The organism is Burkholderia sp. BCC1208 (genome assembly GCF_902833095.1).
In the GTDB taxonomy this organism is placed as follows: Bacteria; Pseudomonadota; Gammaproteobacteria; order Burkholderiales; family Burkholderiaceae; genus Burkholderia.
The window spans coordinates 206172-229873 of the sequence record NZ_CADFDY010000005.1 but is presented as its reverse complement, the minus strand read 5'-3'; the positions used below and the strand labels follow the sequence as shown (position 1 = coordinate 229873).

At 67.7% G+C, this 23702-nt stretch carries 25 protein-coding genes; 10 read left to right on the top strand and 15 right to left on the bottom strand.

Going from position 1 to position 23702, the window contains the following annotated elements; all coding sequences use genetic code 11:
* Positions 1-130: 130 nt before the first annotated feature.
* From HWX09_RS13775 to HWX09_RS13760, 4 genes are read right to left on the bottom strand one after another with little or no spacing between them, the layout of a single operon-like run.
* Positions 131-853 carry an SDR family oxidoreductase gene (locus HWX09_RS13775; RefSeq protein ID WP_027781834.1) on the bottom strand — a complete coding sequence of 241 codons (723 nt, stop codon included), beginning with the start codon at positions 851-853 and terminating at the stop codon, positions 131-133.
* Positions 831-1952 carry a 2,3-butanediol dehydrogenase gene (locus HWX09_RS13770; protein WP_027781835.1) on the bottom strand — a complete coding sequence of 374 codons (1122 nt, stop codon included), beginning with the start codon at positions 1950-1952 and terminating at the stop codon, positions 831-833. The genes HWX09_RS13775 and HWX09_RS13770 overlap by 23 nt, the downstream gene beginning before the upstream one ends.
* A 1-nt stretch (position 1953) precedes the next feature.
* Positions 1954-3258: an MFS transporter gene (locus HWX09_RS13765; protein WP_027781836.1), complete on the bottom strand. Its 1305-nt coding sequence runs from the start codon at positions 3256-3258 to the stop codon at positions 1954-1956.
* 18 nt (positions 3259-3276) lie between these two features.
* Complete coding sequence (locus tag HWX09_RS13760; protein WP_027781837.1) at positions 3277-3810, bottom strand: 2,4'-dihydroxyacetophenone dioxygenase family protein; 534 nt, start codon at positions 3808-3810, stop codon at positions 3277-3279.
* A 177-nt stretch (positions 3811-3987) separates the two neighbouring features.
* On the opposite strand from HWX09_RS13760, the gene HWX09_RS13755 reads away from it, so the two are divergent.
* Positions 3988-4968: a helix-turn-helix domain-containing protein gene (locus HWX09_RS13755; RefSeq protein WP_027781838.1), complete on the top strand. Its 981-nt coding sequence runs from the start codon at positions 3988-3990 to the stop codon at positions 4966-4968.
* Positions 4969-5063: 95 nt separating this feature from the next.
* On the opposite strand, the gene HWX09_RS13750 is transcribed toward HWX09_RS13755, so the two are convergent.
* The 4 genes from HWX09_RS13750 to HWX09_RS13735 all read right to left on the bottom strand — a co-directional run bounded on the left by HWX09_RS13750 (position 5064) and on the right by HWX09_RS13735 (position 9087).
* A complete protein-coding gene (locus tag HWX09_RS13750; protein ID WP_027781839.1) occupies positions 5064-6629 on the bottom strand; it encodes a GMC family oxidoreductase N-terminal domain-containing protein in 1566 nt (521 codons plus the stop codon).
* Between the two features lie 158 nt (positions 6630-6787).
* Entirely contained in the window at positions 6788-7756 is a 969-nt protein-coding gene (locus HWX09_RS13745; RefSeq protein ID WP_027781840.1) for a helix-turn-helix domain-containing protein, read from the bottom strand.
* A 202-nt stretch (positions 7757-7958) separates the two neighbouring features.
* On the bottom strand, positions 7959-8102 hold the full coding sequence (locus HWX09_RS13740) for a hypothetical protein (protein ID WP_155257278.1): 144 nt from the start codon (positions 8100-8102) through the stop codon (positions 7959-7961).
* A 37-nt stretch (positions 8103-8139) separates the two neighbouring features.
* Positions 8140-9087 carry an aldo/keto reductase gene (locus tag HWX09_RS13735; protein WP_027781842.1) on the bottom strand — a complete coding sequence of 316 codons (948 nt, stop codon included), beginning with the start codon at positions 9085-9087 and terminating at the stop codon, positions 8140-8142.
* A gap of 474 nt (positions 9088-9561) precedes the next feature.
* On the opposite strand from HWX09_RS13735, the gene HWX09_RS13725 reads away from it, so the two are divergent.
* Positions 9562-10401, top strand: coding sequence for a DUF3304 domain-containing protein (locus tag HWX09_RS13725; protein ID WP_230469050.1), 840 nt, complete (start codon positions 9562-9564; stop codon positions 10399-10401).
* A gap of 122 nt (positions 10402-10523) precedes the next feature.
* On the opposite strand, the gene HWX09_RS13720 is transcribed toward HWX09_RS13725, so the two are convergent.
* Positions 10524-11144: a LysE/ArgO family amino acid transporter gene (locus tag HWX09_RS13720; protein WP_027781845.1), complete on the bottom strand. Its 621-nt coding sequence runs from the start codon at positions 11142-11144 to the stop codon at positions 10524-10526.
* Between the two features lie 110 nt (positions 11145-11254).
* Here HWX09_RS13720 and HWX09_RS13715 point away from each other — a divergent pair, with 110 nt between their 5' ends.
* A complete protein-coding gene (locus HWX09_RS13715; RefSeq protein ID WP_027781846.1) occupies positions 11255-12148 on the top strand; it encodes a LysR family transcriptional regulator ArgP in 894 nt (297 codons plus the stop codon).
* A gap of 48 nt (positions 12149-12196) precedes the next feature.
* Here HWX09_RS13715 and fnr read toward each other — a convergent pair whose 3' ends face one another.
* The 3 genes from fnr to HWX09_RS13700 form a co-directional block, all read right to left on the bottom strand.
* On the bottom strand, positions 12197-12943 hold the full coding sequence (gene fnr / locus HWX09_RS13710; RefSeq protein WP_027781847.1) for a fumarate/nitrate reduction transcriptional regulator Fnr: 747 nt from the start codon (positions 12941-12943) through the stop codon (positions 12197-12199).
* 103 nt (positions 12944-13046) lie between these two features.
* Positions 13047-13514 (bottom strand): universal stress protein, encoded by a 468-nt coding sequence (locus HWX09_RS13705; protein ID WP_027781848.1) that lies wholly within the window; start codon positions 13512-13514, stop codon positions 13047-13049.
* A 506-nt stretch (positions 13515-14020) separates the two neighbouring features.
* A complete protein-coding gene (locus tag HWX09_RS13700; protein ID WP_027781849.1) occupies positions 14021-14428 on the bottom strand; it encodes a DUF3005 domain-containing protein in 408 nt (135 codons plus the stop codon).
* Positions 14429-14706: 278 nt separating this feature from the next.
* On the opposite strand from HWX09_RS13700, the gene HWX09_RS13695 reads away from it, so the two are divergent.
* Entirely contained in the window at positions 14707-14940 is a 234-nt protein-coding gene (locus HWX09_RS13695) for a hypothetical protein (protein ID WP_006480138.1), read from the top strand.
* Positions 14941-15077: 137 nt separating this feature from the next.
* Entirely contained in the window at positions 15078-15998 is a 921-nt protein-coding gene (gene epsC / locus HWX09_RS13690) for a serine O-acetyltransferase EpsC (protein WP_027781850.1), read from the top strand.
* Positions 15999-16055: 57 nt separating this feature from the next.
* On the opposite strand, the gene HWX09_RS13685 is transcribed toward epsC, so the two are convergent.
* From HWX09_RS13685 to HWX09_RS13675, 3 genes are all read right to left on the bottom strand, one after another.
* The gene (locus HWX09_RS13685; protein ID WP_027781851.1) at positions 16056-16859 is read right to left on the bottom strand and encodes an SDR family oxidoreductase; all 804 of its coding nucleotides are present in this window, start codon (positions 16857-16859) and stop codon (positions 16056-16058) included.
* Positions 16859-17494 (bottom strand): GTP cyclohydrolase I FolE, encoded by a 636-nt coding sequence (gene folE / locus HWX09_RS13680; protein WP_027781852.1) that lies wholly within the window; start codon positions 17492-17494, stop codon positions 16859-16861. Before folE ends, HWX09_RS13685 begins: the two co-directional genes overlap by 1 nt.
* A 96-nt stretch (positions 17495-17590) precedes the next feature.
* Positions 17591-18517 (bottom strand): LysR family transcriptional regulator, encoded by a 927-nt coding sequence (locus HWX09_RS13675; protein WP_027781853.1) that lies wholly within the window; start codon positions 18515-18517, stop codon positions 17591-17593.
* Positions 18518-18681: 164 nt separating this feature from the next.
* Here HWX09_RS13675 and pobA point away from each other — a divergent pair, with 164 nt between their 5' ends.
* The 5 genes from pobA to pcaD all read left to right on the top strand — a co-directional run bounded on the left by pobA (position 18682) and on the right by pcaD (position 23697).
* Positions 18682-19914: a 4-hydroxybenzoate 3-monooxygenase gene (gene pobA, locus HWX09_RS13670; RefSeq protein ID WP_027781854.1), complete on the top strand. Its 1233-nt coding sequence runs from the start codon at positions 18682-18684 to the stop codon at positions 19912-19914.
* Positions 19915-20056: 142 nt separating this feature from the next.
* Complete coding sequence (locus tag HWX09_RS13665) at positions 20057-20773, top strand: 3-oxoacid CoA-transferase subunit A (RefSeq protein ID WP_027781855.1); 717 nt, start codon at positions 20057-20059, stop codon at positions 20771-20773.
* A gap of 20 nt (positions 20774-20793) precedes the next feature.
* Entirely contained in the window at positions 20794-21450 is a 657-nt protein-coding gene (locus HWX09_RS13660; RefSeq protein WP_027781856.1) for a CoA transferase subunit B, read from the top strand.
* Between the two features lie 88 nt (positions 21451-21538).
* Complete coding sequence (locus tag HWX09_RS13655) at positions 21539-22912, top strand: 3-carboxy-cis,cis-muconate cycloisomerase (protein WP_027781857.1); 1374 nt, start codon at positions 21539-21541, stop codon at positions 22910-22912.
* The gene (pcaD, locus tag HWX09_RS13650) at positions 22912-23697 is read left to right on the top strand and encodes a 3-oxoadipate enol-lactonase (protein ID WP_027781858.1); all 786 of its coding nucleotides are present in this window, start codon (positions 22912-22914) and stop codon (positions 23695-23697) included. Before HWX09_RS13655 ends, pcaD begins: the two co-directional genes overlap by 1 nt.
* The last annotated feature ends 5 nt before the right edge of the window (positions 23698-23702 follow it).

Here is a 23702-nt window from a genome sequence, read left to right as displayed (position 1 = left end):
AATGGGACTACTTATTGTTGTGACGAATGCCGAAGCGGATACGTCTCGGCATGGTCTTGATGAAACGGAATCGGACGGCGCGTCGCGGCGTCGGCGTAAGCCTTTCGCCGCTGCCGCGAGGCGCCGGTTGCTAGACCGTCGAATACCCGCCGTCCACCGGTACGATCGCGCCGGTGACGAACGATGCACTGGGCGAGCACAGGAACAGGATCACTTCCGCGACTTCGTCGGCCGTGCCCCAGCGCCCGAGCGGCGTGCGATCGAGGATCCGCCGCGACGCCTGCGTATCGGCCATCAGCCCGCTGCTGAGCGGCGTGTCGATCCAGCCGGGCGCGACCGCGTTCACGCGGATGCCGCGATCGGCCCACGCCTGTGCGAGCGAGCGCGTGAGCTGTGCGATGCCGCCCTTGCTCGCGCTGTACGCGGGCCGGTCCTTGCTGCCGAAGTACGTGTACATCGACGCGATATTGACGATGCTGCCGCCGTTCGCCGACAGTGCCGGCCGCGCGGCGTCGGACGCGCGCATCACCGACGTCAGGTTCACGTTCAGCACGAGTTCGAACTGATCCATCCGGTATTCGTCCGCGTGCCGGCTGATGCCGACGCCGTTGACGAGCACGTCGAGCCGCGGCAACGCGGCGATCGTGTGCGTCAGCGCGTCGCTGTCGGTCACGTCCAGCTCCATGCACCGGACGCGCGGATGCACGGGCGCATGCGGACCGGCGACGTCGAGCCCGAGCGCGACGACCGACGCGCCCGCTTCCGCGAAGCGCCAGGCGGTGCTCGCACCGATGCCCGACGTGCCGCCCGTCACGACGACGGTCTTGCCTTCAAACGCCCACTGACGACTCATGTTCGAGGCTCCCGATGATGTGCGTGCGGCAGGCCGGCCGCTGCGCGGGTGAAACGAGGATCTTGATCTGCGTGCGGTCGGCGAGCAGCGCGTCGAAGCCGTCGGCGACGGCGTCTTCCAGCGACACGGTGCGCGTGACGATCGACGTCAGATCGAGCGCACCCGACGCGACGATGCGCAGCAGGTCTCCGTACGCATGCCGGTAGCCGACGCTCGCCGTGAAGGTCAGCTCGTCGTTGACCGCGCGGAATGCGTCGAAGCCCGCATGCGGCATCAGGCCGACCATCACGACGCGGCCGCCCTTGCGCAGCGCCCGCATCGCCGATTCGAACGTGGCCTGCAATCCGGCCGCTTCGAAACTCGTATCGACACCGAGCCCGCCCGTGGCCGCGCGAATCGCGTCCTGCAACGCCGACGCATCGAGCCCGCGCGCATCGAACGCATGCGTCGCGCCGAAGCGCGTGGCGGCCGCGAGCCGTTCGGGCGACACGTCGACGGCGACGATCGTCGTCGCGCCCTGCAGCTTCGCGAGCATGATCAGCAGCAGCCCGATCGGCCCGAGCCCGAACACCGCGCAGGTCTCGCCGAGCCGCAGTTCGCCGCGCCGCAGCGCGTGCAGTGCCACGGCGGCCGGCTCCATCACCGCGGCCTGTTCGAGGCTCACGCCGTCGGGCAGGCGATGCAGCATGTAGGCCGGCACGACCGCGAAGTCGGCCATCCCGCCGTCGCCCATCAGCCCGGCGAAGCCCATCGACACGCACAGGTTGTACGACCCCGAGCGGCAGTACGCGCACTGGCTGCAGCGATACTCGGGCTCGACCGCGACGCGGTCGCCCGCGCGCAGCGTGGTCACGCCTTCGCCGACTTCGACGACGGTTCCGCAGAACTCGTGGCCGAGCGTCAGCGGCGCGGTGCGGCGCGACAGCGGATGCGGCACGTCGACCGGAATCGCGTGCGGGCCATCCGCGTATTCGTGCAGGTCGCTGCCGCAGATGCCGCAATACGCGACCGCGATGCGCACGTCGCCGGGGCCGACGCGCGGCGTGTCGATTTCCACGAGACGGACGTCGCGCGGGCCATGCCATTGAAGTGCGCGCATGTCAGCGTCCTCCGAGGTTCTGCGTATCGAAGCGGCTAGCGGCGGCGCCTGCGAGCGCGCGCTTGCGCAGCACGGCCGGCGCGGTTTCGACGAGGCCGAACGACAGCACGCATGCAAGGATCGCGCCGGTGCTCGACGTCCACATCGCGAATTGCAGGCCGTACCTGTCCGCCGCGAAGCCGGCGACGGTCGGCGCGACGAAGCCGCCGATCAGCTCGCCGGCGCCCATGATCAGCCCGAGCGCGCTCGCGATCGCGCGCGGCGGCACCGTTTCGGCCGGGATCGTCGCCATGAACAGCGTGAAGCAGCCGAGGCCCGTGTACGTGACGAACACGAGCGCGCCGAGCGCCCAGACCGAGCCGACGTGGATCAGCACGACCGGGCACACGGCCGCGATCAGCGCGAACACGATCATCGTCGGCTTGCGGCCGATCCGGTCGGAGATCGCCGGCACCGCGAAGCCCCAGAACACCCACGCGGCGCCGAGGCAGGTCATCACGACGCCCATGTCGGCCGGCGACAGGTGGCGGCTTTCCACGAGGAACACCGGTGCGAACGAGATGATCACGACGAACCACGTGAGGAAGAAGCAACTGATCAGCACGCACAGCAGGATGTTGCGTTCCTTCAGCAGCGCCCAGCGGCTGACCGCCGCGCCGCCGGCGACCGGCACCGCGGCGGTATCGGCCTGCGCGTGGCGCACGCCGCCGGGGGGCACTTCGCGCACCCAGCGCCAGATGCAGAACGCGATCAGGAAGCCCGGAATGCACGACACGTAGAACGCCTCGCGCCAGCCGTATGCGGTGGCGATGCCGATCACGACCGGCGGGCCGATCATCGCGCCGAGCAGGCCGGCGGCCGAGCCTTGCAGCAGGCCCATGTTCAGCCCGCGGCGGCTCGGCGTCGAACTCTCGACCATCAGCGATTGCGACAACGGCAGCACGGGGCCTTCGGCGATGCCCATCAGCGCGCGAAACGCGATCAGGCTCGCGAAGCCGCCGACGAGGCCCGACAACGCCGAGCACACGGAAAAGCCGAGCACGGCCGCGATCAGCAGCGGCTTGCGCGTGCCGCGCGCGTCGGACCATGCGCCGGTGGCGGCGCCCGACAGTGCCCACGTGAGCGCCAGCGCGGACGACACCATGCCGAGCTGCGTGTTCGTCAGGTGCAGCTCGGCCGACATGAACGGAAACAGGAACGACAGCGCGAGGCGGTCGAAGAACACGAAGCCGAACGTCATGAACAGGATCAGCAGCAACCTGTTCTCGTACGTCCATGCGGATCGGGAGGAGGAAGGGGAAGTCATCGCGAGCCTCGCCGTGCGTCAGCGGAACAGCTTCTCGATCGCTTGCGCGCCGAGGCCGACCTTCTCGTAATGCGCCTTGCACATCGCGATGTACGAATGCACGTCGAAGTAGCCGTCGGGATTGCCTGCGTCGTCGAGCCAGATCAGCGGACCCTTGACGATGAAGAACGCGCGCATCGGCTCGGGATGATCGAACGCGACGAGCGTGTGGCCTTCGCCCGGCGTCTCGTACACGAAATCGCCGCGGGTCGCGGTCCATTCGTGTTCCAGGTAGCCCCATTTCCCCGAAAGCGTGTACGCGAAAACCTCGTGCGGGTGATAGTGCCGGTTCACGAGCCCGGCTTTCTTCGCCATCAGGATGTCGCACCATTTGTTCTGCGACGGCGAGATCCACAGCGGCCGCGACGAAACCGTTTCGGTGAACGGAACGTAATAACGCTCGTCGTCGGTGGCCGCGTTCGGGATGTAGGCTTCGGGCAGCGCATCGGGCTTGAACGGATTGGCAATTGCCGGGATGTTTTGCCAGAATTCGGATACGGCTTGGTCGACCACGGTATGTCTCCTTGTGTAGGGGTATCGTGGGCTCGACTTTAGCCAGCCGGTGCGCGCCGCTCTTGACTGGGCTGGACGAATTGCTTGACCGCGCCGGACATTGCATCGCACCAAAACCCAGACGGACCATCCCCCAATCCGTGCCGTTCCGCACGACAGGCGCCAGCAGGAGGCGACGTGACGAATTCGACCGTTTTTTCACGCACGCGAGGCTCGACGGCCGACGTACCGGCGCGCGACAGGATGGCGTACTGGGATGCGTTCAACGCGGCGACGCTGGTCGGCCTGCGCTGCTCGTCGCTGTCGCCGGCCGGGCTCGAAGTCGAGAAGACCGACATCGCGCTGCCGGGCCTCGGCATCGCCGACATCAGCGGGCAGGATCACGTGATCGAACGCAGCCCCGCGCTGGTGCGCCAGTTGCCAAAGGAGTCGCTGTTCGCGTGCCAGATCGTGAGCGGGCGCGCGTATTTCATTCAGCGCGACCGGTGCCTGCTCGCGGAAGCCGGCGATGTCGTCGTCTACGACACACGTGTGCCGTATCTGTTCGGATTCCTGACGCCGATGCGGCAACTGCTGATCGATATCCCGATCACGACGTTCGACGACCGGCTCGATACGGCACTCGCCGCGCTGCCGCTGCGGATCGCGCCGAAGCCGGGCGCGGGCGCGATGCTCGGCGCGACGTTGCGCGCGAGCGTCGAGCGATTCATGAAGACGCCGGTCGAGCGCGACGCCGCGCGGTTCGCCGAGCACACGCGCACGCTGATCGCGGAGCTCATCGACGCCGAAATGAACGGCGCGGGTGCCTCGCGCGCGTCGCTGTCGTATCTGCTGACCGCGAAGCAGTACATCGCGACGCATCTCGGCGAGCCGGAACTCGCGCCGCAGGCCGTCGCCGATGCGGTCGGGCTGTCGCTGCGGCATCTGGGCCGTCTGTTCGCGGCCGAAGGCGAGTCGATCACGCAGCACATCTGGTCGGAACGGCTGTCGCACGCGCATCGCGAACTGACGGATGCGCGGCTGCGCAAGACGAGCATCGGCGAGATCGCGTTTCGCTGGGGGTTTTCGAGCCAGGCGCATTTCAGCCGCGCGATCCGCGAGCGCTACGGCGCGTCGCCGATGGCGCTGCGCGATGCGATGCATGCGGCCGGCGGGTGATACCGGTTTTCAGATGGTTCGGCGGCGGCGCATGCATCATGCGCCGCTTTCTTTTTCGGCGCGGCACGGCGCGGTGCATGCGCACGCGCATCGCATCACGCTGCCAGCATGAACTCGGCGCAGCGCTCCGCGATCATGATCGTCGGCGCGTTCGTGTTGCCGGACACGATGCGCGGCATCACCGATGCATCGCAGATCCGCAATCCGTCGACGCCCTGCACCGCGAGACGCGGCGAGACGACCGCGTGCGCGTCGTTGCCCATGCGGCACGTACCGGCCGGGTGATAGACGGTTTTCGCGCGACGCCGCACGTAGTCGGCGAGCGCGGCATCGGTCAGCGTCTCGGCTTCGCGAACGATGCGCGCGAGCGACGGCGCACGCAGAATCCGCCGCGCGAGCGCGACACCCCGCACGAGGCCCTCGACGTCGGCCGGATCGGACAGCGCGCCGCTGTCGAACCGGATCGGCGCGGCCGGATCGTTGCCGCGCAGTTGCACGGAGCCGCGCGAGCGCGGCCGGAGCAGGCACGGGTTGATCGACAGGCCGTGGCCGGACAGCGGTTCGCGATCGACGTCGCCGACGAGTGTCGGCAGCACGTGGAACTGGATGTCCGGGCGGCCGCTGCCGGTCGTGTCGACGAACGCGCCCGATTCGACGACGTTCGACGTCAGCAGGCCCGAGCGGCACAGCATCCATTGCAGCCCGTGCCGCAACGCGTTCCACCCGCGATCCTCGCCGAGCAGGCTGATCGGCGCTTCACTGCGGCCGTAGATCGATACCTCGAGATGATCCTGGTAGTGCGCGCCGACGTCGCGGCTGTCGTGCAGCACGTCGATGCCGTGCGCGTGCAGGTGTGCGCCGGGGCCGATGCCCGACAGCATCAGCAGCTTCGGCGTGCTCAACGCGCCGGCCGCGAGCACGACGTCGGCGCGGGCGGCGGCCGATCCCGATGCGCCGCTCGCGGTGCGCCATTCGACGCCGGTCGCCCGGCGGCCGTCGAACCGGATGCGCGTCGCGCGGCAGCCGGTCAGCACGCGCAGGTTCGGATCGGCGATCGCGTCGGCCAGATAGGTGGCCGCGGTGCTGCCGCGCTGCCCGTCGAAGATCGTCGTGTGATAGAAGCCGACGCCATGCTGCGCGGCGCCGTTGAAGTCGTCGTTGTACGCGATGCCGGCTTCCTGCGCGGCCTTCACGAACGCGAGGCTCAGCGGATGCCGGAAGCGCGTGTCGCCGACCTTCAACGGCCCGTCGGTGCCGTGATACGGCTCGGAGAGCCGCAGATGCGATTCGGCGCGCTTGAACACGGGCAGCACGTCGTCCCAGCCCCAGCCGGTGCAGCCGAGCGCGGCCCAGTCGTCGTAGTCCTCGCGCGTGCCGCGTACGTACAGCATCGCGTTGACCGAGCTGCCGCCGCCGAGCGTGCGGCCCTGCGGCACGTAGGTCTTGCGTCCCGCCGCGCCCGGCTGCGGCTCGCTTTCGAACGTCACCGTGCGCTGCGTGCCGAGCACGCGGATGAACGTCGCCGGAATCCGGATGAACAGGCTGTCGTCCTTCGGGCCGTCCTCGAGCAGCAACACGCGCCGGCCGGCCTTCACGAGCCGGTGCGCAACCGTGCAGCCGGCCGAACCGCCGCCGACGACGATGTGGTCGTACGTCTCCATCCCGCTTCTTCTCCTTGCTGTCGGGCGGCGGAACGCATGCCGCCGCGCAGGAGGTCAGCTTAGCGAGCGGGTTGCAGCCCCATTTGACCGGGGCGGACGCCCTGCTTGCCTCGCCGGGACATGAGGCGAGTGGCGGTGTGGGCGGCCGGGCGCGTGCGCTAGCACGCGTCGGCCGGCGCGCGCGTGTCGCTCGGCGTCTCGCCGAACCGCGCGCGATAGCTGCGGCTGAAGTGCGCGCTGTTGTTGAAGCCCCAGCGGAACGCGATCTCGCTGACCGTCAGGTGCTTCAGCGACCGGTCGCGCAGGTCGGCGCGACAGCGTTCGAGCCGCCGCGCGAGGATGTAGCGCGTGAGCGGCATCCCCTCGATCTCGAACACGCGTGCGAGCTGGCGCGGCGACAGGTTGATCGCGCGGCTGACCGACCGGCTGTCGAGATCGTCGTCGGCGAGATGGCTTTCGATGAACGTCTTCGCACGCGACAGCGTGTGAACCGTCGACTTCGTCGGCGATGCATCGCCGTCGCGCAGCCGCAGCATCGACTGCACGAGATCGAGGATCGCGGCGGCGCGCCGTTCGCGCGCGTCGGGCGTCGGTTCCGGCAGCGCGGCGAGCAGCGCATACACCTGCCGCACGGCCCACGACGCGACGCCGTCGCCGCGGTCGATCTTGACGAGACTGCGGTAGCGCCACGGGCCGACGCGCGCTTCGAACACGTCGCGCGGCACGTCGAGCACCGTCATCGCCATGTCGGCGGGAAAGCCGTGACCGTACGGCATCGACGTGTCGTACAGCACGAGGTCGCCAGGCCCGTGCTGCATGCAGTCGACGTCCTGGAACGTGTAGCCGTGCCCTTCGTGCATCAGGCAGATGAAGACGGCGTCGCGCTGGTCCGCGTGGATGTTGTGCGGCGTGCGCACGACCGCGTGCCGGTTCGCGACGATGTCGCACGCGCGGAACAGCCCGAGATCGCGTTTGCGCAGCGACGCATCGATCCCTTCGGACGACCTTCCGCTGCATTCGATCCGCACGAGCGTGCGCGCGACATGGTCGACCCAGAAGTCGACGCGCTCGGCGCCGCGTACGGCGCGCGTCGAGATCGTGGCGATCTCCGTGCTGGTGTCCGGCATGACGTTCTCCCGATGACGGCCCGAGCGGCGCAGTCTCGGGCACGCCGAACGCCGCGGTCAATCCGTGAAAGACCGGGGCAGGCGCGTGAAGCGCTTGCAGCGGGGCGCAGCGGGCGATTGCGCGGTCGATGTCCTTGCCGGTCAACGGAGGCGGCCGTATGAGTCAAGACATCGGTGCGGCTTTGGGGTAAGCGCTGCCGGTTTACTTCGACGAAGGCGACGGCAGCCCGAGCGAGACGTCCTGCTGATAGCCCATCTTGCCGCCGCGGAACTCGACGCTCACGTCGTCCGGCGGCTGCGCGCCGGTGACGTTCGCGTAGGTCGCAGGCAGGCCGTGGAAGCGCAACGCCGTTCTCCCGGCCTGCCCGCCGTCGCCACGCACTTCAAGGCGCGCTGGCTGCGTCGATCTGACGGATGTCGTCCTGATCGAGCGTGACGCGGATCGCTTCGCCGAGCAGGGCCAACTGCGCGAGCGACGTCGCGCTCGCGATCGGTGCGGTGATCGTCGGCCGCGCGATCTGCCACGCGAGCGCGATCGCGGCCGGTTGCGTGCCGTGCTTCGCCGACACGGCGTCGAGCGCCGCGAGGATGCGCAGGCCGCGTTCGTTCAGATAGCCGGCGACGCGATCGCCGCGCACGCTCTTCTTCAGGTCGGCCTCGCTGCGGTACTTGCCCGACAGGAACCCGCTCGCGAGCGCGTAGTAGCTGACGACGCCGAGCTTCAGGTCGCGCACGACCGGCTCGAGATCGCGTTCGTAGCCGGCGCGGTCGAGCAGGTTGTATTCGGGCTGGATGACCTGGTATGCGGGCAGCCCGTCGCGCGCGCTGATGGCGGCCGCTTCGCGCAGGCGTGCGCCGCTGTAGTTCGACGCGCCGATGATGCGTACCTTGCCCGCGTCGATCAGCGTTTGATAGGCGCCGAGCGTTTCTTCGAGCGGGGCCGTGTCGGTCAGATCGCGATGCGAGAAATACAGGTCGATGTAATCGGTCTGCAGCCGGCGCAGCGAATCGTCGACGGCCTTCAGGATGTTGTCTTTCGACAGCCCCGCGCGTGCGTCGAGCAGGCCGACCTTGGTCGCGATCACGACCTGCTCGCGCTTGCCGGAGCGCTTCAGCCACTTGCCGATGATCGTTTCCGATTCGCCGCCGTGGTTGCCGGGAACCCACGCCGAATAGACGTCGGCCGTGTCGATGAAGTTGATGCCGGTGTCGGCGAGCGCGTCGAGCAACGCGAACGATGCGTTTTCGTCGACGGTCCAGCCGAAGACGTTGCCGCCGAACGCGAGCGGCGAAACCTGGATGGGGGAAGTGCCAAGGGTGCGATGTGCCATGTTCTGCTCCGATATCTGCGGGTGACGGGACGGGACTGCGGTACATGAAGCCTGTCGCGTTGAGACGGCGAAGCGCGTGGCGAGGTTCCGCCGCCGGCGCGCTAATCTGCGGGTTTCGCGCTCGCGTGTCGGCATGGCGGACGATGCGACGTCATCGTGGCGGCGAGATCCGTTCGGGCGGCGGTCTGGCACGCAAAAATATTGTATTTATTACCGATTTTCGTGAAGGATTAGGGAAATGACGCAGGGCGCAGGAGGACGATCTGCTCGCCGCCTGCTATTCGTACACGTTGCTCGAGCGGCTGCGTGCCGAAAAGCCCGCGCTGCTGGCGTCGTTGCCGGTCGCGCAGCATTACGGCTTCGTGCGCGATCAACTGGCACGCTGCCGGGCGCACGGCGCCGAAAGCGCGGCGTCGCTGCTGATCTATTGCGAATGGGCTTGCGTACGGCGCGCGCTTCGACGAAGACCCGGCGATGGCCGCCGTGTTCGACGTGGTGGCGCGGGGTAAGGCACTTCCGGAGGCGCTGGCGCGGGGTGCCGGCGGACGATTGGCGGCGGATGCTGGAAGCGGCCGCAAGATGGCGCCTGCGCGACGCGACTTGAATGAAATCGACTGGAAGAGAAGGAAGTTCAATATGAACCGCTGCTGGATCACCTTGCTGTCCGTGGTGGTTTTTTCCACGGCTGCGTGCAGCAAGAGCGTGAACGATGCCGAGAAGGACCGCCTTGCGCCCGGCGACGTGAATAAATGGAACGACCCGAACTACGACATCATCACCGCCGGGTCCTTCAACTATACGGATTACGACATCTACGGCGTCTATCTGCTGCCGCCGGACAAGAACAGCCTCGACGACGCGGCAAGCGCCGATGGGGCAAGCGCCACGCCGCGGAGCGCGACACACTGGACAGGCGGCGGCGGGCAAAGACCGAGTGTCGCATGGGATTTTCGATGGACCACGCCTCGCAAGTTCAAGGTGTGGTGGGAGCGAGTGGTCGACAAGCGCGCATTGGAAGCCTCGTCCCCCGATTACGACGAATACACGCATCGCGAAACCCGACCCGGGATGGCGTGGTGCGAAGGCGAGATCACGGTCACGCGCCCGCCCGTCAAGGACAAGAGCGGCGGCATCGTGCTGCACTTCTTCCCCGACGGCCGGGTGGAGGGCGACATGGATTTCGGAGTCGACGGCCCGGACCCGAAAGTGGCCCTTGCGGAGCGCGACGCGCAGCGCAAGCTGACCGACCGCGCCTGCCTGAAGGAAATTCCCAATCCGTTCTATGGGCGCAGGAAGCCGGCCCAGTGGAATTGACGCTGGACGCCTGATAGGAACAGGAGCGTAACCGCCATCAGCAACCCCCCTCATTCGACGCATCGCCGATATCACGCCGGTCGAGGATTCGATCCGCCGCGGATACCGCGACACTCCCCTCCCTACCGCAACTGCACGGCCGCGAGAAACAGCACCATGCCGCCGATCGCGCCATCCAGCACGCGCCACGCGACCGCCTTGCGGAACCACGGCGCCAGCAATCGCGCGCCATAGCCAAGCCCGAGGAACCATACGACGCTGGCCGTCATCGCGCCGATCGCGAACGCGAGTCGCCCGCCTTCCGGCTCGCGTGCGCCGGCCGTGCCGATCAGCAGGAACGTGTCGAGATACACGTGCGGGTTGAGCCACGTGAACGCGAGCGTCATCAGCACGATCGCGAGCGCGCTCTGCGGCGGCGGCGCGACCGCGTCGCCGCGCACGTCGAGCGTGTCGTGGCCCGGCTTGAACGCACGGCGCAGCGCGTTGATGCCGAACCACGCGAGATACGCGAGGCCGACGTACAGCACCGCATGGACGAAGGTCGGATAGCGTTCGACGAGCACCGATGCGCCGCCGACGCCCGCGCCGATCAGGATCATGTCGGACACCGCGCACAGCAGCACGATCTTGCCGACGTGCGAGCGCATGATGCCCTGGCGCAGCACGAACGCGTTCTGCGCGCCGATGGTGACGATGAGCGACGCGCACAGTGCGGCGCCGTGGGAAAAAGCGAGCCAGTTCATGGTGAGGGACAGCCGTGGAAGCAGTAGACGAATGAATCGGGTAGCGCTAGTCTGCGAGCAGCACGGAAATAAGAGAAGCTAAATCACCTAATGCAGATTAAGGAAATCTAATGCTCGACTACGCGTTGCTCGATGCGCTCGCCGCGGTGATCCGGCACGGTTCGTTCGAGCGGGCGGCCAAGGAGCTAAATGTCACGCCGTCGGCGGTGTCGCAGCGCGTGAAGCTGCTGGAGGAGCGGGTCGGCAGCGTGCTCGTCAAGCGCGGGCAGCCGTGTGTCGCGACCACGTCGGGCGCGCTGCTGTGCCGGCATACCGAACGCGTGCAGTTGCTGGAAGCCGAACTGGGCGGCCGGATGCCGGCGCTACCGGGCCAGATCGCGAGCGCGTGGCCGACGTTGCGCGTGGCCGTCAACGACGACAGCGTCGCGACGTGGTTCATCGACGCGGTCGGGCCGTTCTGCACGGAACGCGAGACGCTGCTCGACCTCGTGATCGACGATCAGGATTACACGGCCTCGCGCATTCGCGACGGCAGCGTGCAGGGCGCCGTGACCGCGCAGGCCGAGCCGATCCACGGATGCCGGTCGGAGCGGCTCGGGCGGATCCGCTATCGCGCGGTGTGCTCGCCGGCGTTTTACGCACGGTATTTCGATGCGGGGATCACGCGCGATGCGCTGCGCCGCGCGCCGTGTGTGATGTTCAATCCGAAGGACGGGTTGCAGGCGCGCTTCATCCGGCGCGTGACGCGCGCCGATCTCGATCCGCCGCAGCACTGGATACCGCACGTCGCGGGCTATTTGCGTGCATGCGAAACGGGATTGGGATGGGGGATGTGCCCGGACCGGATGGTCGATCGCCAGCTGGCGGCGGGTGAATTGATCGACATGTCGCGCGGGCGAACCATCGACATCGATCTGTACTGGCAGAGCTGGCGTCTGTCGATCGGCTGGCTCGATGATTTCAGCGCGGCGCTGAAGGCGCGTGCCGCGCTGTTTCTCGATTGACCGGCGACGTGATGCAAGCGGCGCGCGCGAGACGCGCGCCGTGCGGTGTCAGAGATGCTGCAGGCCGTCGAAGTCGACGATCTGCACGTGGCGGCCGTGCATTTCGATCAGGCCGCGCTTCTGGAATTTCGACAGCGTGCGGCTGACCGTTTCGAGCGTCATGCCGAGATAGCTGCCGATGTCTTCGCGCGTCATCCGCAGGTTGAATTCCGACGGCGAGTAGCCGCGCTTCAGGTAGCGCGACGACACGTCGAGCAGGAAAGCGGCGACGCGCTCTTCGGCGTTCAGCGAACCGAGCAGCATCGTTTGCGACGTTTCGCGCACGATCTGTTCGCTCATCAGCTTGTGCATGCGCAACTGCATCGAGCCGGCTTCCGAGCACAGCGCCTTGAGCGCGCTGTATGGAATCACGCAGACGGAGCTGTCTTCCAGCGCGACCGCGGTGCGCGGGTGCGTATCGTCGCAGATGCCGTCGAGGCCGAGCGCTTCGCCGGCGAGATGCAGGCCCGTGACCTGTTCACGGCCGTCGTGGCGCGTCGCGACGGTTTTCAGCGAACCCGAGCGCACCGCGTACAGGTTGTCGAATGCGTCGCCTTCGCGGAACAGCGCTTCGCCGCGCTTGACCGGGCGTGCCGCGCAGATGACCGACTCGAGGCGACTGAGCGCATCGGGCGCCAGGCCTTGCGGCATGCACAGGTGCCGCATCGCGCACGACGAGCAGTGCGGGGCCTGACGGGGAGCCCAGCTACCGGCATGAGGCGTGGCGGCGGGGCGGGTGGCGACGGGCGTCAGCATGATCGTTTACTCCGGCGTTGAATCGACGAAATCATTGTCCCACCGCAAGTTGCCGCTGTCGGGTGACAAAACGTCGCGACCGGTCACGCCGGCCGAACGCCGCTCAGGCGGCCGGCTCGTCTGCGTTGGCGGCCGCCGGAATCAGCAACACGGGCAGCGTCGCGTGGCGCACGCATTGTTCGGCGATGCTGCCGAGCACGAGGCGGCGGAAGCCGCGGCGGCCATGCGTGCCGAGCACGAGCAGATCGGCGCCGAACGCTTTCGCGCCGTCGAGGATCAGCGACGATACGTCGTTGAGCGACGTCGCTTCGTTCTGCCGCGTTTCGCCTGTCACGCCGGCGGCCTGCATCAGCTTCGCGAAATCCTGCGCGAGCGCGTTGCCCTGCGCGACGAGCTGATCGCGCAGCACGGACGGATCGTAGCCGGGCACGTTGTAGTAGATCGCGGCGTTCTCGACCACGTAGAACGGCTGCAGCTGCGCGCCGTGCGCTTTCGCGAGCGCCAGCGCGGCATCGAACGCATGGCGGGACGTGTCGCTGCCGTCGACGGCAACCAGAATACGCTTGTACATAGTGTCTCCGAGTGGCGAGTTGAAACGAAGTCGGCCGGATGGCCGATCGGGCCGGGCAATGCGCAATGCTGCGAGGCAGAGTAAACCAACGGGCACGATCGTGCAGCGAGATGCCCGCGGTGAGGCGCGGTCGCGCGGGCCTGTCGCCGTCGTGCATGGCCATGCGCGCGACGCATGCTGCACCGCGCGATGCGTGTCGTGTGTTCGGCCGCCTCGTCGGCGAAAACGCATGCGCACACATCGACCTGGCACGGCAACCATGCCGATGCGCCGCACGCATCGTCATTCAATCGCAATCGCGGCGTGGCGCCATGACCTCGGTCAATGCATCTGCGTCGATGCGATGCGCTGCACGCATGACTCGAATGCCGATGCCCATGCGCGGAATCGTTTGCTTCTGCCCCGTACGAGCACGGATCGGCGCGCGGTCGAATCGCACGCGCCGATTCACCGGCATCGATCGATGGCGGGTCCCGAACGAACGATCGATTCAAACGCCGCGCCGGCTATCCCGGCACGACCGTCAACTCGATGACGCGCTCCGGCCGGCGGCCGTGGCCGGGCCAGTACGCGCTACCGTGCATCCGGTGAACGGGACCAAACGGCGTGTCGCCCGCGGGCGGCGCGTCGAAGCCTTTCTCGATCACCCTGTAGCCGGCGCGCAAGGCGAACGCCGGATGATTGCCGTCGGGGCGGCTGTCGAAGCCGGCGAGACCGTCGCCGGCTTCCGGCATTGCGTTGACGAGCGACGCGTTGCTGCGCGTGACCTGGTCGGGCGAGATCGGCCCGGCGCCGGCGAGGCGCGACGCTTCGCGGTTCTTGCCGTCGGTGTCGACGGTACTGTCGTGCGTGTCGTCGTTGTCGAGTTCGACGCTGCGCGGATGCGCACGCGCTGTTCGAGCGGATGATTCCATCACGGCTCTCCTGGCGGCGACACGCTCCGGATCGAAGCAAATCCCGTTCCGGGCACAACGGGAAAAGGCGCGCGGGCGATCGCCGCGGTCGCGCGACGCGCACTGATTTGTCATGATTTATTTCAGCTAGAAGACACGTTTTCTACAGAGTATGATTCTTTTCCTGCGAAGCGGCGACAGGGGATGAAGTCTCGCCGCCTCTGCCCGCGCCGGGGCGCCGCAGCACCCTTAAAGACGGGTAGCGAACAACAAAGCAAGGGACTAGAGGTGGCGGATTCATGCAAGCGACTACTGCCTTCACGCACCGCGGTTATCTGTTGAATTGCGCGCCCGCACGCGCCAGTGACGGTTCATTCAAGCCCTACGTCGTGATCTCCCGATCGAGCGACGGGGAGCTCGTCGCGAACCGGTTTTTTCCGATCGAGCTCCAGTTCAACGACGAAGGCGACGCGATCGCGCACGCGCGCGACTGGGCCGTACGGTGGATCGACGCGAGCAGCATCTCGATGTGACGCCGTCGCGCTCATGCGGCGTCGGCCGTCCGGCCGACCCCCGGCGTGCCGCTCCCGGACAAAAAACGCGGTAATCTTGCGGAACCCGTCACTTTATTCGCGGCCGTGCAACCGAGCGCGGCTGCCCGCATTGGCATATGTCGACATCACCCGCCCGTCAGTGGGGCCTCGAAGAAATCGTCGCCGGCTTGCGCGAGTCGCGCGAGGAACTCCATCGCACGCGCCATCCGCGCGGCATCCGCGAACTGCCGTCGCGCGATGCAATCTGCAAGATTGTGACCGGCCTGCGCGCGTCGATGTTTCCGACGCACTACGGCGCGCCCGACCTGACCGACGAAAGCGTCGACTACTACGTCGGCCATACGCTCGAAAGCACGCTGCGCGTCCTGTCCGAGCAGATCCGCCGCGCGTTGCCGTTCCTGCCGGAGCATGTCGATACGCCGTTCGCCGAGCTCGACGAACGTGCGTTCGAGATCGCGCGCGAATTCGGCCGGCAATTGCCGGCGATCCGCGCGCTGCTCGTGAGCGACATCCAGGCCGCGTACGCGGGCGATCCGGCCGCGCAGCACATCACCGAGATCCTGCTGTGCTACCCCGGCGTGCTCGCGATGATGCACCATCGGCTCGCGCATGCGCTGCACCAGCTCGGCGTGCCGCTGCTCGCGCGGTTCATCAATGAAATCGCACACTCGGCGACCGGCATCGACATCCACCCGGGCGCGCAGATCGGCCCGAGCTTCTTCATCGACCATGGCACGGGTGTCGTGATCGGCGAAACCGCGATCATCGGCGAGCGCGTGCGCGTGTACCAAGCCGTCACGCTCGGCGCGAAGAGTTTCCCGGCCGATGGCGAAGGCGCGCTGGTGAAGGGCAATGCACGGCATCCGATCGTCGAGGACGACGTGGTGATCTATGCGGGCGCGACGATTCTCGGCCGCGTGACGATCGGGCGCGGCTCGGTGATCGGCGGCAACGTGTGGCTCACGCACAGCGTGCCGCCCGGCACGAGCGTCGCGCAGGGCAAGGTCCGCGAAGGCGGCAGCGCCGAGAAGCCGTAACGCGGCGGGCGGCGGCGCGCTCGATCCGAGCGGACGCTCGCCCGCGCCGTGCGTGCGTCAGTGCTTGCCGTCCGGCGAGCGGTGCTTGTACAGCACGTCCTGATCCACGCGGATCAGGTTCTGGCCCGCATCGACGACGAAATCCACGCCGTTGTACGCATTGCCCGTCAGCAGCAGGATCGCGCTTGCGACGTCGTCGGGGCCGGCAATGCGCGCAAGCGGCGTCGATGCGCGGCTCGCGTGTTCGAAGTCGGCCTGGGTCTGGTCGTCGCTCGGCAGCATCAGCCCCGGGAACACCGCATTCACGCGCAGCACCGGCGCGGACGATAGCGCGAGCATCTGCGTCAAGTTGCCGAGCGCGGCCTTCGCGACCGTGTAGCTGAAATGGTCGCGGTGGAAGTTTTCCTTGATCTTCTGGTCGACCACGTTCACGACGACACCCTGCGTGCCGGCCGCGCGGGCCCGCTCGTAGAACGCACGCGTGAGCAGGATCGGCGCGCGGCAGTTGACGGCCCATGCCTGGTCGAACGCCGCGAGATCGAAGCTCGGAAAATGGTCCTGCCAGAACACCGACGCGTTGTTGACCAGCACGTCGAGGCGCCCGAAGCGCGCATAGACTGCATCGATCAGCGCGGTGATCTGCGCGGCATCGGACAGGTCGGCCTGCAGCGCCGCCGAATCGTGCCCGCGTTCGGCCATCGCGCGGGCGGCGGCCTGCGCGGCATCGGCCGAACGGTCGTAGTGCACCGCGGTGCGATAACCGTGCGCGGCGAAATACTCGGCGAACGCGCGCCCGGCCCGGCGCGCGGCGCCGGTCACGAGCACGACGGGCGCGTGCGCCGTTTGCTTCGTCTGCTCCATCAGGTATTCGTCAGGTTGACCGAGGAAGGATTCGCGACGATCGACAGGAATTCTCGACGCGTCGACGGATCGGTGCGGAACGTGCCGAGCATGCGCGACGTGACCATCTCGACGCCCGGCTTGTGCACGCCGCGCGTCGAGATGCACTGGTGCGCGGCTTCGAGGATCACGCCGACGCCCTTCGGCTGCAGCACGTCGAACAGCGTGTCGGCGATCTGCACGGTCATCTTTTCCTGGATCTGCAGGCGCTTCGCGAACGCGTCGACGAGGCGCGCGAGCTTCGAGATGCCGACGACGCGATGGTTCGGCAGATACGCGACGTGCGCGCGGCCGATGATCGGCACCATGTGGTGCTCGCAGTAGCTCTCGAAGCGGATGTCCTTCAGTACGATCATTTCGTCGTAGCCGTCGACTTCGCTGAACGTGCGCGCGAGGATGTCGCGCGGTTCCAGCGCATAGCCGGCGAAGAATTGCTCGTAGGCGCGTACGACGCGTGCGGGCGTGTCGAGCAGGCCTTCGCGCGCGGGATCGTCGCCGGCCCAGCGCAACAGCACGCGCACGGCGTCTTCCGCTTCTTCGCGGCTCGGCCGGGAGGCGACCGCCTCGGGCGGCGCGGATTTCTTTCCCTTACCCATGTAGTGGCTCCATCGAAGGCCGCCTGGGGCGGCCGATATCCGGGCATTGTTTCATGCTTTCGCCGGTCGTGCGTACGGGCCGTCGCGCCCGCTTCCTCACTTCGGCCATTCGTCCTGCTCGTCGTTGAACAGCGACGCGACGACGCCGCGCAGCCACGCGGTGCGCGGGTCGTTGTGGTACTTGCGATGCCAGTGCTGCTTCAGGTCGAAGCGCGGCAGCGCGAGCGGCGGCTCGACGGGCACGATGAACGCGTGCTCGGCCGCATACGCATAGCCGATCGCGTGCGGCACCGTCGCGATCAGGTCGGTGCGGCTCAGGATGAACGGCAGGCTCATGAAGTGCGGCGTTTCGAGTACCGCGCGGCGCTGCATGCGCTGCTTCGCCAGATATTTCTCGAGCACTTCCTGGCTGCGCCCTTCGGCGCGCACCACCGCATGCCCGCACGCGAGGAACTGCTCGACCGTGAACGGCGGCGTCTGCTCGAACGGATGGCCGCGCCGCATCAGGCAGACGAACCGGTGCGTGAACAGCCGCTGCTGGAAGAAGTTGTTGCCGTCGAGATCGGGGAAGTAGCCGACCGCGAGATCGATCGACCCGGCTTCGAGGCCGCGTCCGACTTCGTCGTGCGCGAGGGAGACCGAACGCAGGTTCGCGTGCGGCGCCAGCGTCGCGAACGCCTGCAGCAGCTTCGGCAGGAACACGATCTCGCCGACGTCCGACAGCGCGATTGAGAACGTATGCGTGCTCGCGGCCGGGTCGAAATCGTGCGGCGCGACGAGGCCGCGCTCGATCTGCGCGAGCGCGTCGCGGGCGGCCGGCAGCAGCGCGAGCGCGCGCGGCGTCGGCTCCATCCCGCGCGACGTGCGCACGAACAGCGGATCGCCGAAGTACTCGCGCAGCCGGCCGAGCGCCGTGCTCACGCGCGGCTGGCTCACGCCGAGCAGGTCGCCGGCGCGGCTCACGTTGCGCGTGTCGTCGAGCGCGACGAGGTAGGGAATGAGGTTCAGATCGAGCGAATCCATCGGCGGGCCAGTATCTCCAAAACGTATACAACATATCTCCTGAATCGCGTTGCCGCATAGTCGGGAAAGCGCTCAAATGTGTTCCATTACTCGAACCAATTTGCTTTGCATGGGGCCCGACTAAGCGCTGAAGCGCTAAGTCGGGCCGACACAGGAGACGAACAATGCGCACCCAAGTCGCGATCATCGGCGCCGGCCCGTCCGGCCTTCTGCTTTCCCATCTGCTGCGCCTGCAGGGCGTCGATTCCATCCTCGTCGAAGCGCGGTCGCGCGAATACTGCGAGAACCGCATCCGCGCCGGCGTGCTGGAGCAGGGCACGGTCGACACGCTGAACGAAGCCGGCCTCGGCGACCGGATGCGCCGGGAAGGGCTCGAACATCACGGCATCGAACTGCTGTTCTCGGGCCAGCGCCATCGCATCGACTTGTCCGCGCTCACCGGCGGGCGCGCGATCACCGTCTACAGCCAGCACGAAGTCGTGCGCGACCTGATCGCGGCCGGCGTCGAACACGGCCATCAGATGCATTTCGAAGTCAGCGACGTCGCGCTGCACGATGTCGAAAGCGAGCGCCCGTTCGTCACGTTCAAGCACGCGGACGGCCGCGCGGACCGCATCGACTGCGATTACATCGCCGGCTGCGACGGCTTCCACGGCATCGCGCGCCAGACGATCCCCGCCGAGCGGCTGAATACGTTCGAGCGCGTCTACCCGTTCGCGTGGCTCGGCATCCTCGCCGACGCGGCGCCGTCGCTGGACGAACTCGTGTACGCGCATCACGACAACGGCTTTGCGCTGTTCTCGATGCGCTCGCCCACGGTCACGCGCCTGTACCTGCAGTGCCAGCCGGATGAAGACCTTGCCGAGTGGTCCGACGCGCGGATCTGGGACGAGCTGCACACGCGCTTCTCGAACGACACCGGCTGGACGCCGACCGAGGGCCGGATCACGCAGAAGAGCGTGACGCCGATGCGCAGCTTCGTGTCGGAGACGATGCAGCACGGGCGCCTGTTCCTCGCCGGCGACGCCGCGCACATCGTGCCGCCGACCGGCGCGAAGGGCATGAACCTCGCGGTGGCCGACGTCCGCGCGCTGTCCCGCGCGCTCGGCGCGCGTTACCGGACGGGCGACGCGACGCCGCTCGACGCCTATTCGGCAACCTGTCTCGAACGCGTATGGCGCGCCGAGCACTTCTCGTACTTCATGACGAACATGCTGCATGCGTCGCCGGACGATTCGCCGTTCGTCAATCGCCTGAAGTTTGCCGAGCTGAAATACGTGACGCGTTCGCGGGCCGCCGCGCAGTCGCTCGCCGAAAACTACGTCGGCTTGCCGTTCGACGACGCGACGGCCTCCGAGGCAACCCGTCTTGACAACGCGCTGTGCGCGCCTCTATGATCGGCCCATCGTTCGCTAATCGAATCTAGGTTCGAATAGCGAACAAATGCCGGAGTCGACATCGGCCCCGGTGCGGCACGCGACACGCGCGTGTCCCCTCGACAGGCCGCGCACGAGCCGCGGGTTCGCATCAGGAAGAGACATGGTCAACAAGATTTTCGAATCGCTTCAGTCGGCGGTTGCCGACGTCCACGATGGCGCGACAATCATGATCGGCGGCTTCGGCACGGCCGGCATGCCGTCCGAGCTGATCGACGCGCTGATCGAACAGGGCGCGCGCGACCTGACGATCGTCAACAACAACGCGGGCAACGGCGAGACGGGCCTCGCGGCGCTCCTGAAGGCGAAAAAGGTGCGCAAGATCATCTGCTCGTTCCCGCGCCAGAGCGACTCGCAGGTGTTCGACGCGCTGTACCGCGCGGGCGAGATCGAGCTGGAACTCGTGCCGCAGGGCAACCTCGCGGAGCGCATCCGCGCGGCGGGCGCCGGCATCGGCGGTTTCTTCACGCCGACGGGTTATGGCACCAAGCTCGCGGAAGGCAAGGAAACGCGCGTGATCGACGGCAAGCCGTATGTGTTCGAAACGCCGATCCATGCCGATTTCGCGCTCGTCAAGGCGTACAAGGGCGATCGCTGGGGCAATCTCGTGTACCGCAAGACCGCGCGCAACTTCGGGCCGATCATGGCCAGCGCCGCGAAGGTCGCGATCGTCCAGGTGTCGGAAGTCGTGCCGCTCGGCGCGCTGAACCCGGAACACATCGTGACGCCGGGCATTTTCGTCCAGCGTGTCGTCGAGGTGCCGCAGGCCGCGCACGCGGCCGAACTGGCCGCCGAACACGCCGCAGCGCAAGCCGCCTGATCGCCTTGAGGAAAACCGACATGAAACGACTGACCCGCGATGAAATGGCCAAGCGCGTCGCCCAGGACATCCCCGAAGGCGCGTACGTGAATCTCGGCATCGGCGTGCCGACGCTGGTGGCGAACCACCTCGATCGAAACAAGGAAATCTTCCTGCACAGCGAGAACGGCCTGCTCGGCATGGGCCCGGCGCCCGCGCCCGGCGAGGAAGACGACGAACTGATCAACGCCGGCAAGCAGCACGTGACGCTGCTCACCGGCGGCGCATATTTCCACCACTCGGATTCGTTCGCGATGATGCGCGGCGGCCACCTCGACTACTGCGTGCTCGGCGCGTTCCAGGTATCGGCGAACGGCGACCTCGCGAACTGGCATACGGGTGCGCCCGATGCGATTCCGGCCGTCGGCGGCGCGATGGACCTCGCGATCGGCGCGAAGCAGGTGTTCGTGATGATGGAGCACCTGACGAAGCAAGGCGAGAGCAAGATCGTCGCGCAGTGCTCGTATCCGGTTACCGGTGTGCAATGCGTGAGCCGCATCTACACCGATCTCGCCGTGCTCGACGTGACGGCCGATGGCCTCGCGGTGAGCGAGATCTTCACCGACCTGTCGTTCGACGAGCTGCAGACGCTGACCGGCGTGCCGCTGATCGACGCGACGCGAAAGGCCGCCGCCTGAACGGCAAGCATGCCGGCGCGCGCATTCGAGCGCACGCCGGCACGCTTGGGTAGACAATAGGCGCACGCCGTTTCCCCATTCTGATGCCATGCTCGAAGACAGCGCCCGCCTGACCTCCCTGATCTGCGGCACCGAGCCGCTCAACCGGATCTGGTCGCCCCGCGCGACGATCCAGCGAATGCTCGACGTCGAGGCCGCGCTCGCTCGCGCGCTCGCCGCGCGGCAGGTGATTCCCGCCGCCGCTGTCGCGCCGATCGAACGCGCGTGCGATGCCGGCCGGCTCGACGCCGAGGCGCTCGCGCACGGTGCGGCGCTCGGCGGCAATCTCGCGATTCCGCTCGTCAAGCAACTCACCGCGCAAGTGAAGGCCGACGACCCCGAGGCCGCGAAGTTCGTGCACTGGGGCGCGACGAGCCAGGACATCATCGATACCGCGACCGTGCTGCAGTTGCGCGACACGCTCGACCTGCTCGAACCGATGCTCGACGAAGCCTGTGCGTCGCTCGCGGCGCTCGCGCGCACGCATCGCGCGACGCCGATGATCGGCCGCACGTGGCTGCAGCAGGCGCTGCCCATTACGCTCGGCCTCAAATTCGCCCAATGGCTCGATGCGCTGCTGCGCCATCGCGCGCGTTTTGCCGAGTTGCGCGAACGTGCGCTCGTGCTGCAGTTCGGCGGCGCCGCCGGCACGCTCGCGAGCCTGCGCGAACACGCGGCCGGCGTGAGCGCCGCGCTCGCGGCCGACCTGAAGCTCGCGGCGCCGGCCGTGCCGTGGCATACGCAGCGCGACCGCATCGCGGAAGCCGCGTCGTGCTTCGGGATGTTGACCGGTACGCTCGGCAAGATCGCACGCGACGTGTCGCTGCAGATGCAGACCGAAGTCGGCGAGCTGGGCGAACCGGCCGCCGCCGGCAAGGGCGGTTCGTCGACGATGCCGCACAAGCGCAACCCGGTCGGCTGCGCGGCCGTGCTGACGGCCGCCGTGCGTGCGCCGGGCCTCGTCGCGACCGTGTTCGCGGGGATGGTGCAGGAGCACGAGCGCGCACTCGGCGGCTGGCAGGCCGAATGGGATGCGTTGCCGGACCTCGCGCGCCTGACGGGCGGCGCGCTCGCGCAGATCGCGCAGATCGTCGCGGGCCTCGACGTGAATACCGACCGCCTCGCCGCGAACCTCGACCTCACGCACGGGCTGATCCTCGGCGAAGCCGTGATGCTCGCGCTCGGCGACCGCATCGGCCGGCTCGATGCGCACCACGTCGTCGAGCATGCGTCGAAGGAAGCCGTGCGCACCGGCGCGACGCTGTTCGACGTGCTCGCCGCCGATGCGACCGTGTCGGCGCACCTGTCGCGCGACGCGCTCGCGCAACTGCTCGATCCCGCACATTACGTCGGCGAGGCGCAGGCCTATGTCGATGCCGTGCTCGCGCTGCATGCGGGTGCGCAACAACCAGGAGAACATTGATGCCTTTCGCCACTGTCAACGGCGTGAAACTGCATTACCGGATCGACCGTGCCGCGCGCGCCGACGCGCCGTGGCTCGTCTTCTCGAATTCGCTCGGTGCCGACCTGCAGATGTGGGCGCCGCAGATTCGCCCGCTTGCGCAGCACTTCAACATCCTGCGCTACGACACGCGCGGCCACGGCCACTCCGACGCGCCGGCCGGTTCGTACACGATCGAGCAACTGGCAGGCGACGTGATCGGCCTGCTCGACCACGTCGGCATCGAGCGCGCGCATTTCTGCGGGATCTCGATGGGCGGGCTGACCGGTGCCGCGCTCGCCGCGCGCTACCCGTCGCGCATCGTGCGCGCCGTGCTGTCGAATACCGCCGCGAAGATCGGCTCGCCGGAAGTGTGGGCGCCGCGTGCGCAGAAGGCGCGCGCCGAAGGCATGGCCGCGCTCGCCGACGCCGTGCTGCCGCGCTGGTTCACCGACGCATTCGTCGAACGCGAGCCGCGCCTGTTCGATGCGATCCGCGACACCTTCGTGCATACCGACAAGGACGGCTATGCGGCGAACTGCGACGCGCTGAACGCGGCCGACCTGCGCGAGGAAGTGAAGGGCATCGCGTTGCCGGTGCTCGTCGTGACCGGTGCGAAGGACATGTCGACGCCGCCCGACCAGGGCCGCGCGCTGGCCGCCGCGATTCCCGGTGCGCTGCACGTCGAATTCGACGCCGCGCACATTTCGAACATCGAGTGCACCGGCGGTTTCAACCGCGCGCTGCTCGATTTCCTGACTGCGTGAGGCTT

What these genes read in the sequence shown, in the direction of transcription:
- HWX09_RS13775 (WP_027781834.1), bottom strand. Translation starts at nt 853, where the DNA reads ATGAGTCGTCAGTGGGCGTTTGAAGGCAAGACCGTCGTCGTGACGGGC.
- HWX09_RS13770 (WP_027781835.1), bottom strand. Translation starts at nt 1,952, where the DNA reads ATGCGCGCACTTCAATGGCATGGCCCGCGCGACGTCCGTCTCGTGGAA.
- HWX09_RS13765 (WP_027781836.1), bottom strand. Translation starts at nt 3,258, where the DNA reads ATGACTTCCCCTTCCTCCTCCCGATCCGCATGGACGTACGAGAACAGG.
- HWX09_RS13750 (WP_027781839.1), bottom strand. Translation starts at nt 6,629, where the DNA reads ATGGAGACGTACGACCACATCGTCGTCGGCGGCGGTTCGGCCGGCTGC.
- HWX09_RS13745 (WP_027781840.1), bottom strand. Translation starts at nt 7,756, where the DNA reads ATGCCGGACACCAGCACGGAGATCGCCACGATCTCGACGCGCGCCGTA.
- HWX09_RS13735 (WP_027781842.1), bottom strand. Translation starts at nt 9,087, where the DNA reads ATGGCACATCGCACCCTTGGCACTTCCCCCATCCAGGTTTCGCCGCTC.
- HWX09_RS13725 (WP_230469050.1), top strand. Translation starts at nt 9,562, where the DNA reads ATGGCCGCCGTGTTCGACGTGGTGGCGCGGGGTAAGGCACTTCCGGAG.
- HWX09_RS13720 (WP_027781845.1), bottom strand. Translation starts at nt 11,144, where the DNA reads ATGAACTGGCTCGCTTTTTCCCACGGCGCCGCACTGTGCGCGTCGCTC.
- HWX09_RS13715 (WP_027781846.1), top strand. Translation starts at nt 11,255, where the DNA reads ATGCTCGACTACGCGTTGCTCGATGCGCTCGCCGCGGTGATCCGGCAC.
- fnr (WP_027781847.1), bottom strand. Translation starts at nt 12,943, where the DNA reads ATGCTGACGCCCGTCGCCACCCGCCCCGCCGCCACGCCTCATGCCGGT.
- HWX09_RS13705 (WP_027781848.1), bottom strand. Translation starts at nt 13,514, where the DNA reads ATGTACAAGCGTATTCTGGTTGCCGTCGACGGCAGCGACACGTCCCGC.
- HWX09_RS13700 (WP_027781849.1), bottom strand. Translation starts at nt 14,428, where the DNA reads ATGGAATCATCCGCTCGAACAGCGCGTGCGCATCCGCGCAGCGTCGAA.
- HWX09_RS13695 (WP_006480138.1), top strand. Translation starts at nt 14,707, where the DNA reads ATGCAAGCGACTACTGCCTTCACGCACCGCGGTTATCTGTTGAATTGC.
- epsC (WP_027781850.1), top strand. Translation starts at nt 15,078, where the DNA reads ATGTCGACATCACCCGCCCGTCAGTGGGGCCTCGAAGAAATCGTCGCC.
- HWX09_RS13685 (WP_027781851.1), bottom strand. Translation starts at nt 16,859, where the DNA reads ATGGAGCAGACGAAGCAAACGGCGCACGCGCCCGTCGTGCTCGTGACC.
- folE (WP_027781852.1), bottom strand. Translation starts at nt 17,494, where the DNA reads ATGGGTAAGGGAAAGAAATCCGCGCCGCCCGAGGCGGTCGCCTCCCGG.
- HWX09_RS13675 (WP_027781853.1), bottom strand. Translation starts at nt 18,517, where the DNA reads ATGGATTCGCTCGATCTGAACCTCATTCCCTACCTCGTCGCGCTCGAC.
- pobA (WP_027781854.1), top strand. Translation starts at nt 18,682, where the DNA reads ATGCGCACCCAAGTCGCGATCATCGGCGCCGGCCCGTCCGGCCTTCTG.
- HWX09_RS13665 (WP_027781855.1), top strand. Translation starts at nt 20,057, where the DNA reads ATGGTCAACAAGATTTTCGAATCGCTTCAGTCGGCGGTTGCCGACGTC.
- HWX09_RS13660 (WP_027781856.1), top strand. Translation starts at nt 20,794, where the DNA reads ATGAAACGACTGACCCGCGATGAAATGGCCAAGCGCGTCGCCCAGGAC.
- HWX09_RS13655 (WP_027781857.1), top strand. Translation starts at nt 21,539, where the DNA reads ATGCTCGAAGACAGCGCCCGCCTGACCTCCCTGATCTGCGGCACCGAG.
- pcaD (WP_027781858.1), top strand. Translation starts at nt 22,912, where the DNA reads ATGCCTTTCGCCACTGTCAACGGCGTGAAACTGCATTACCGGATCGAC.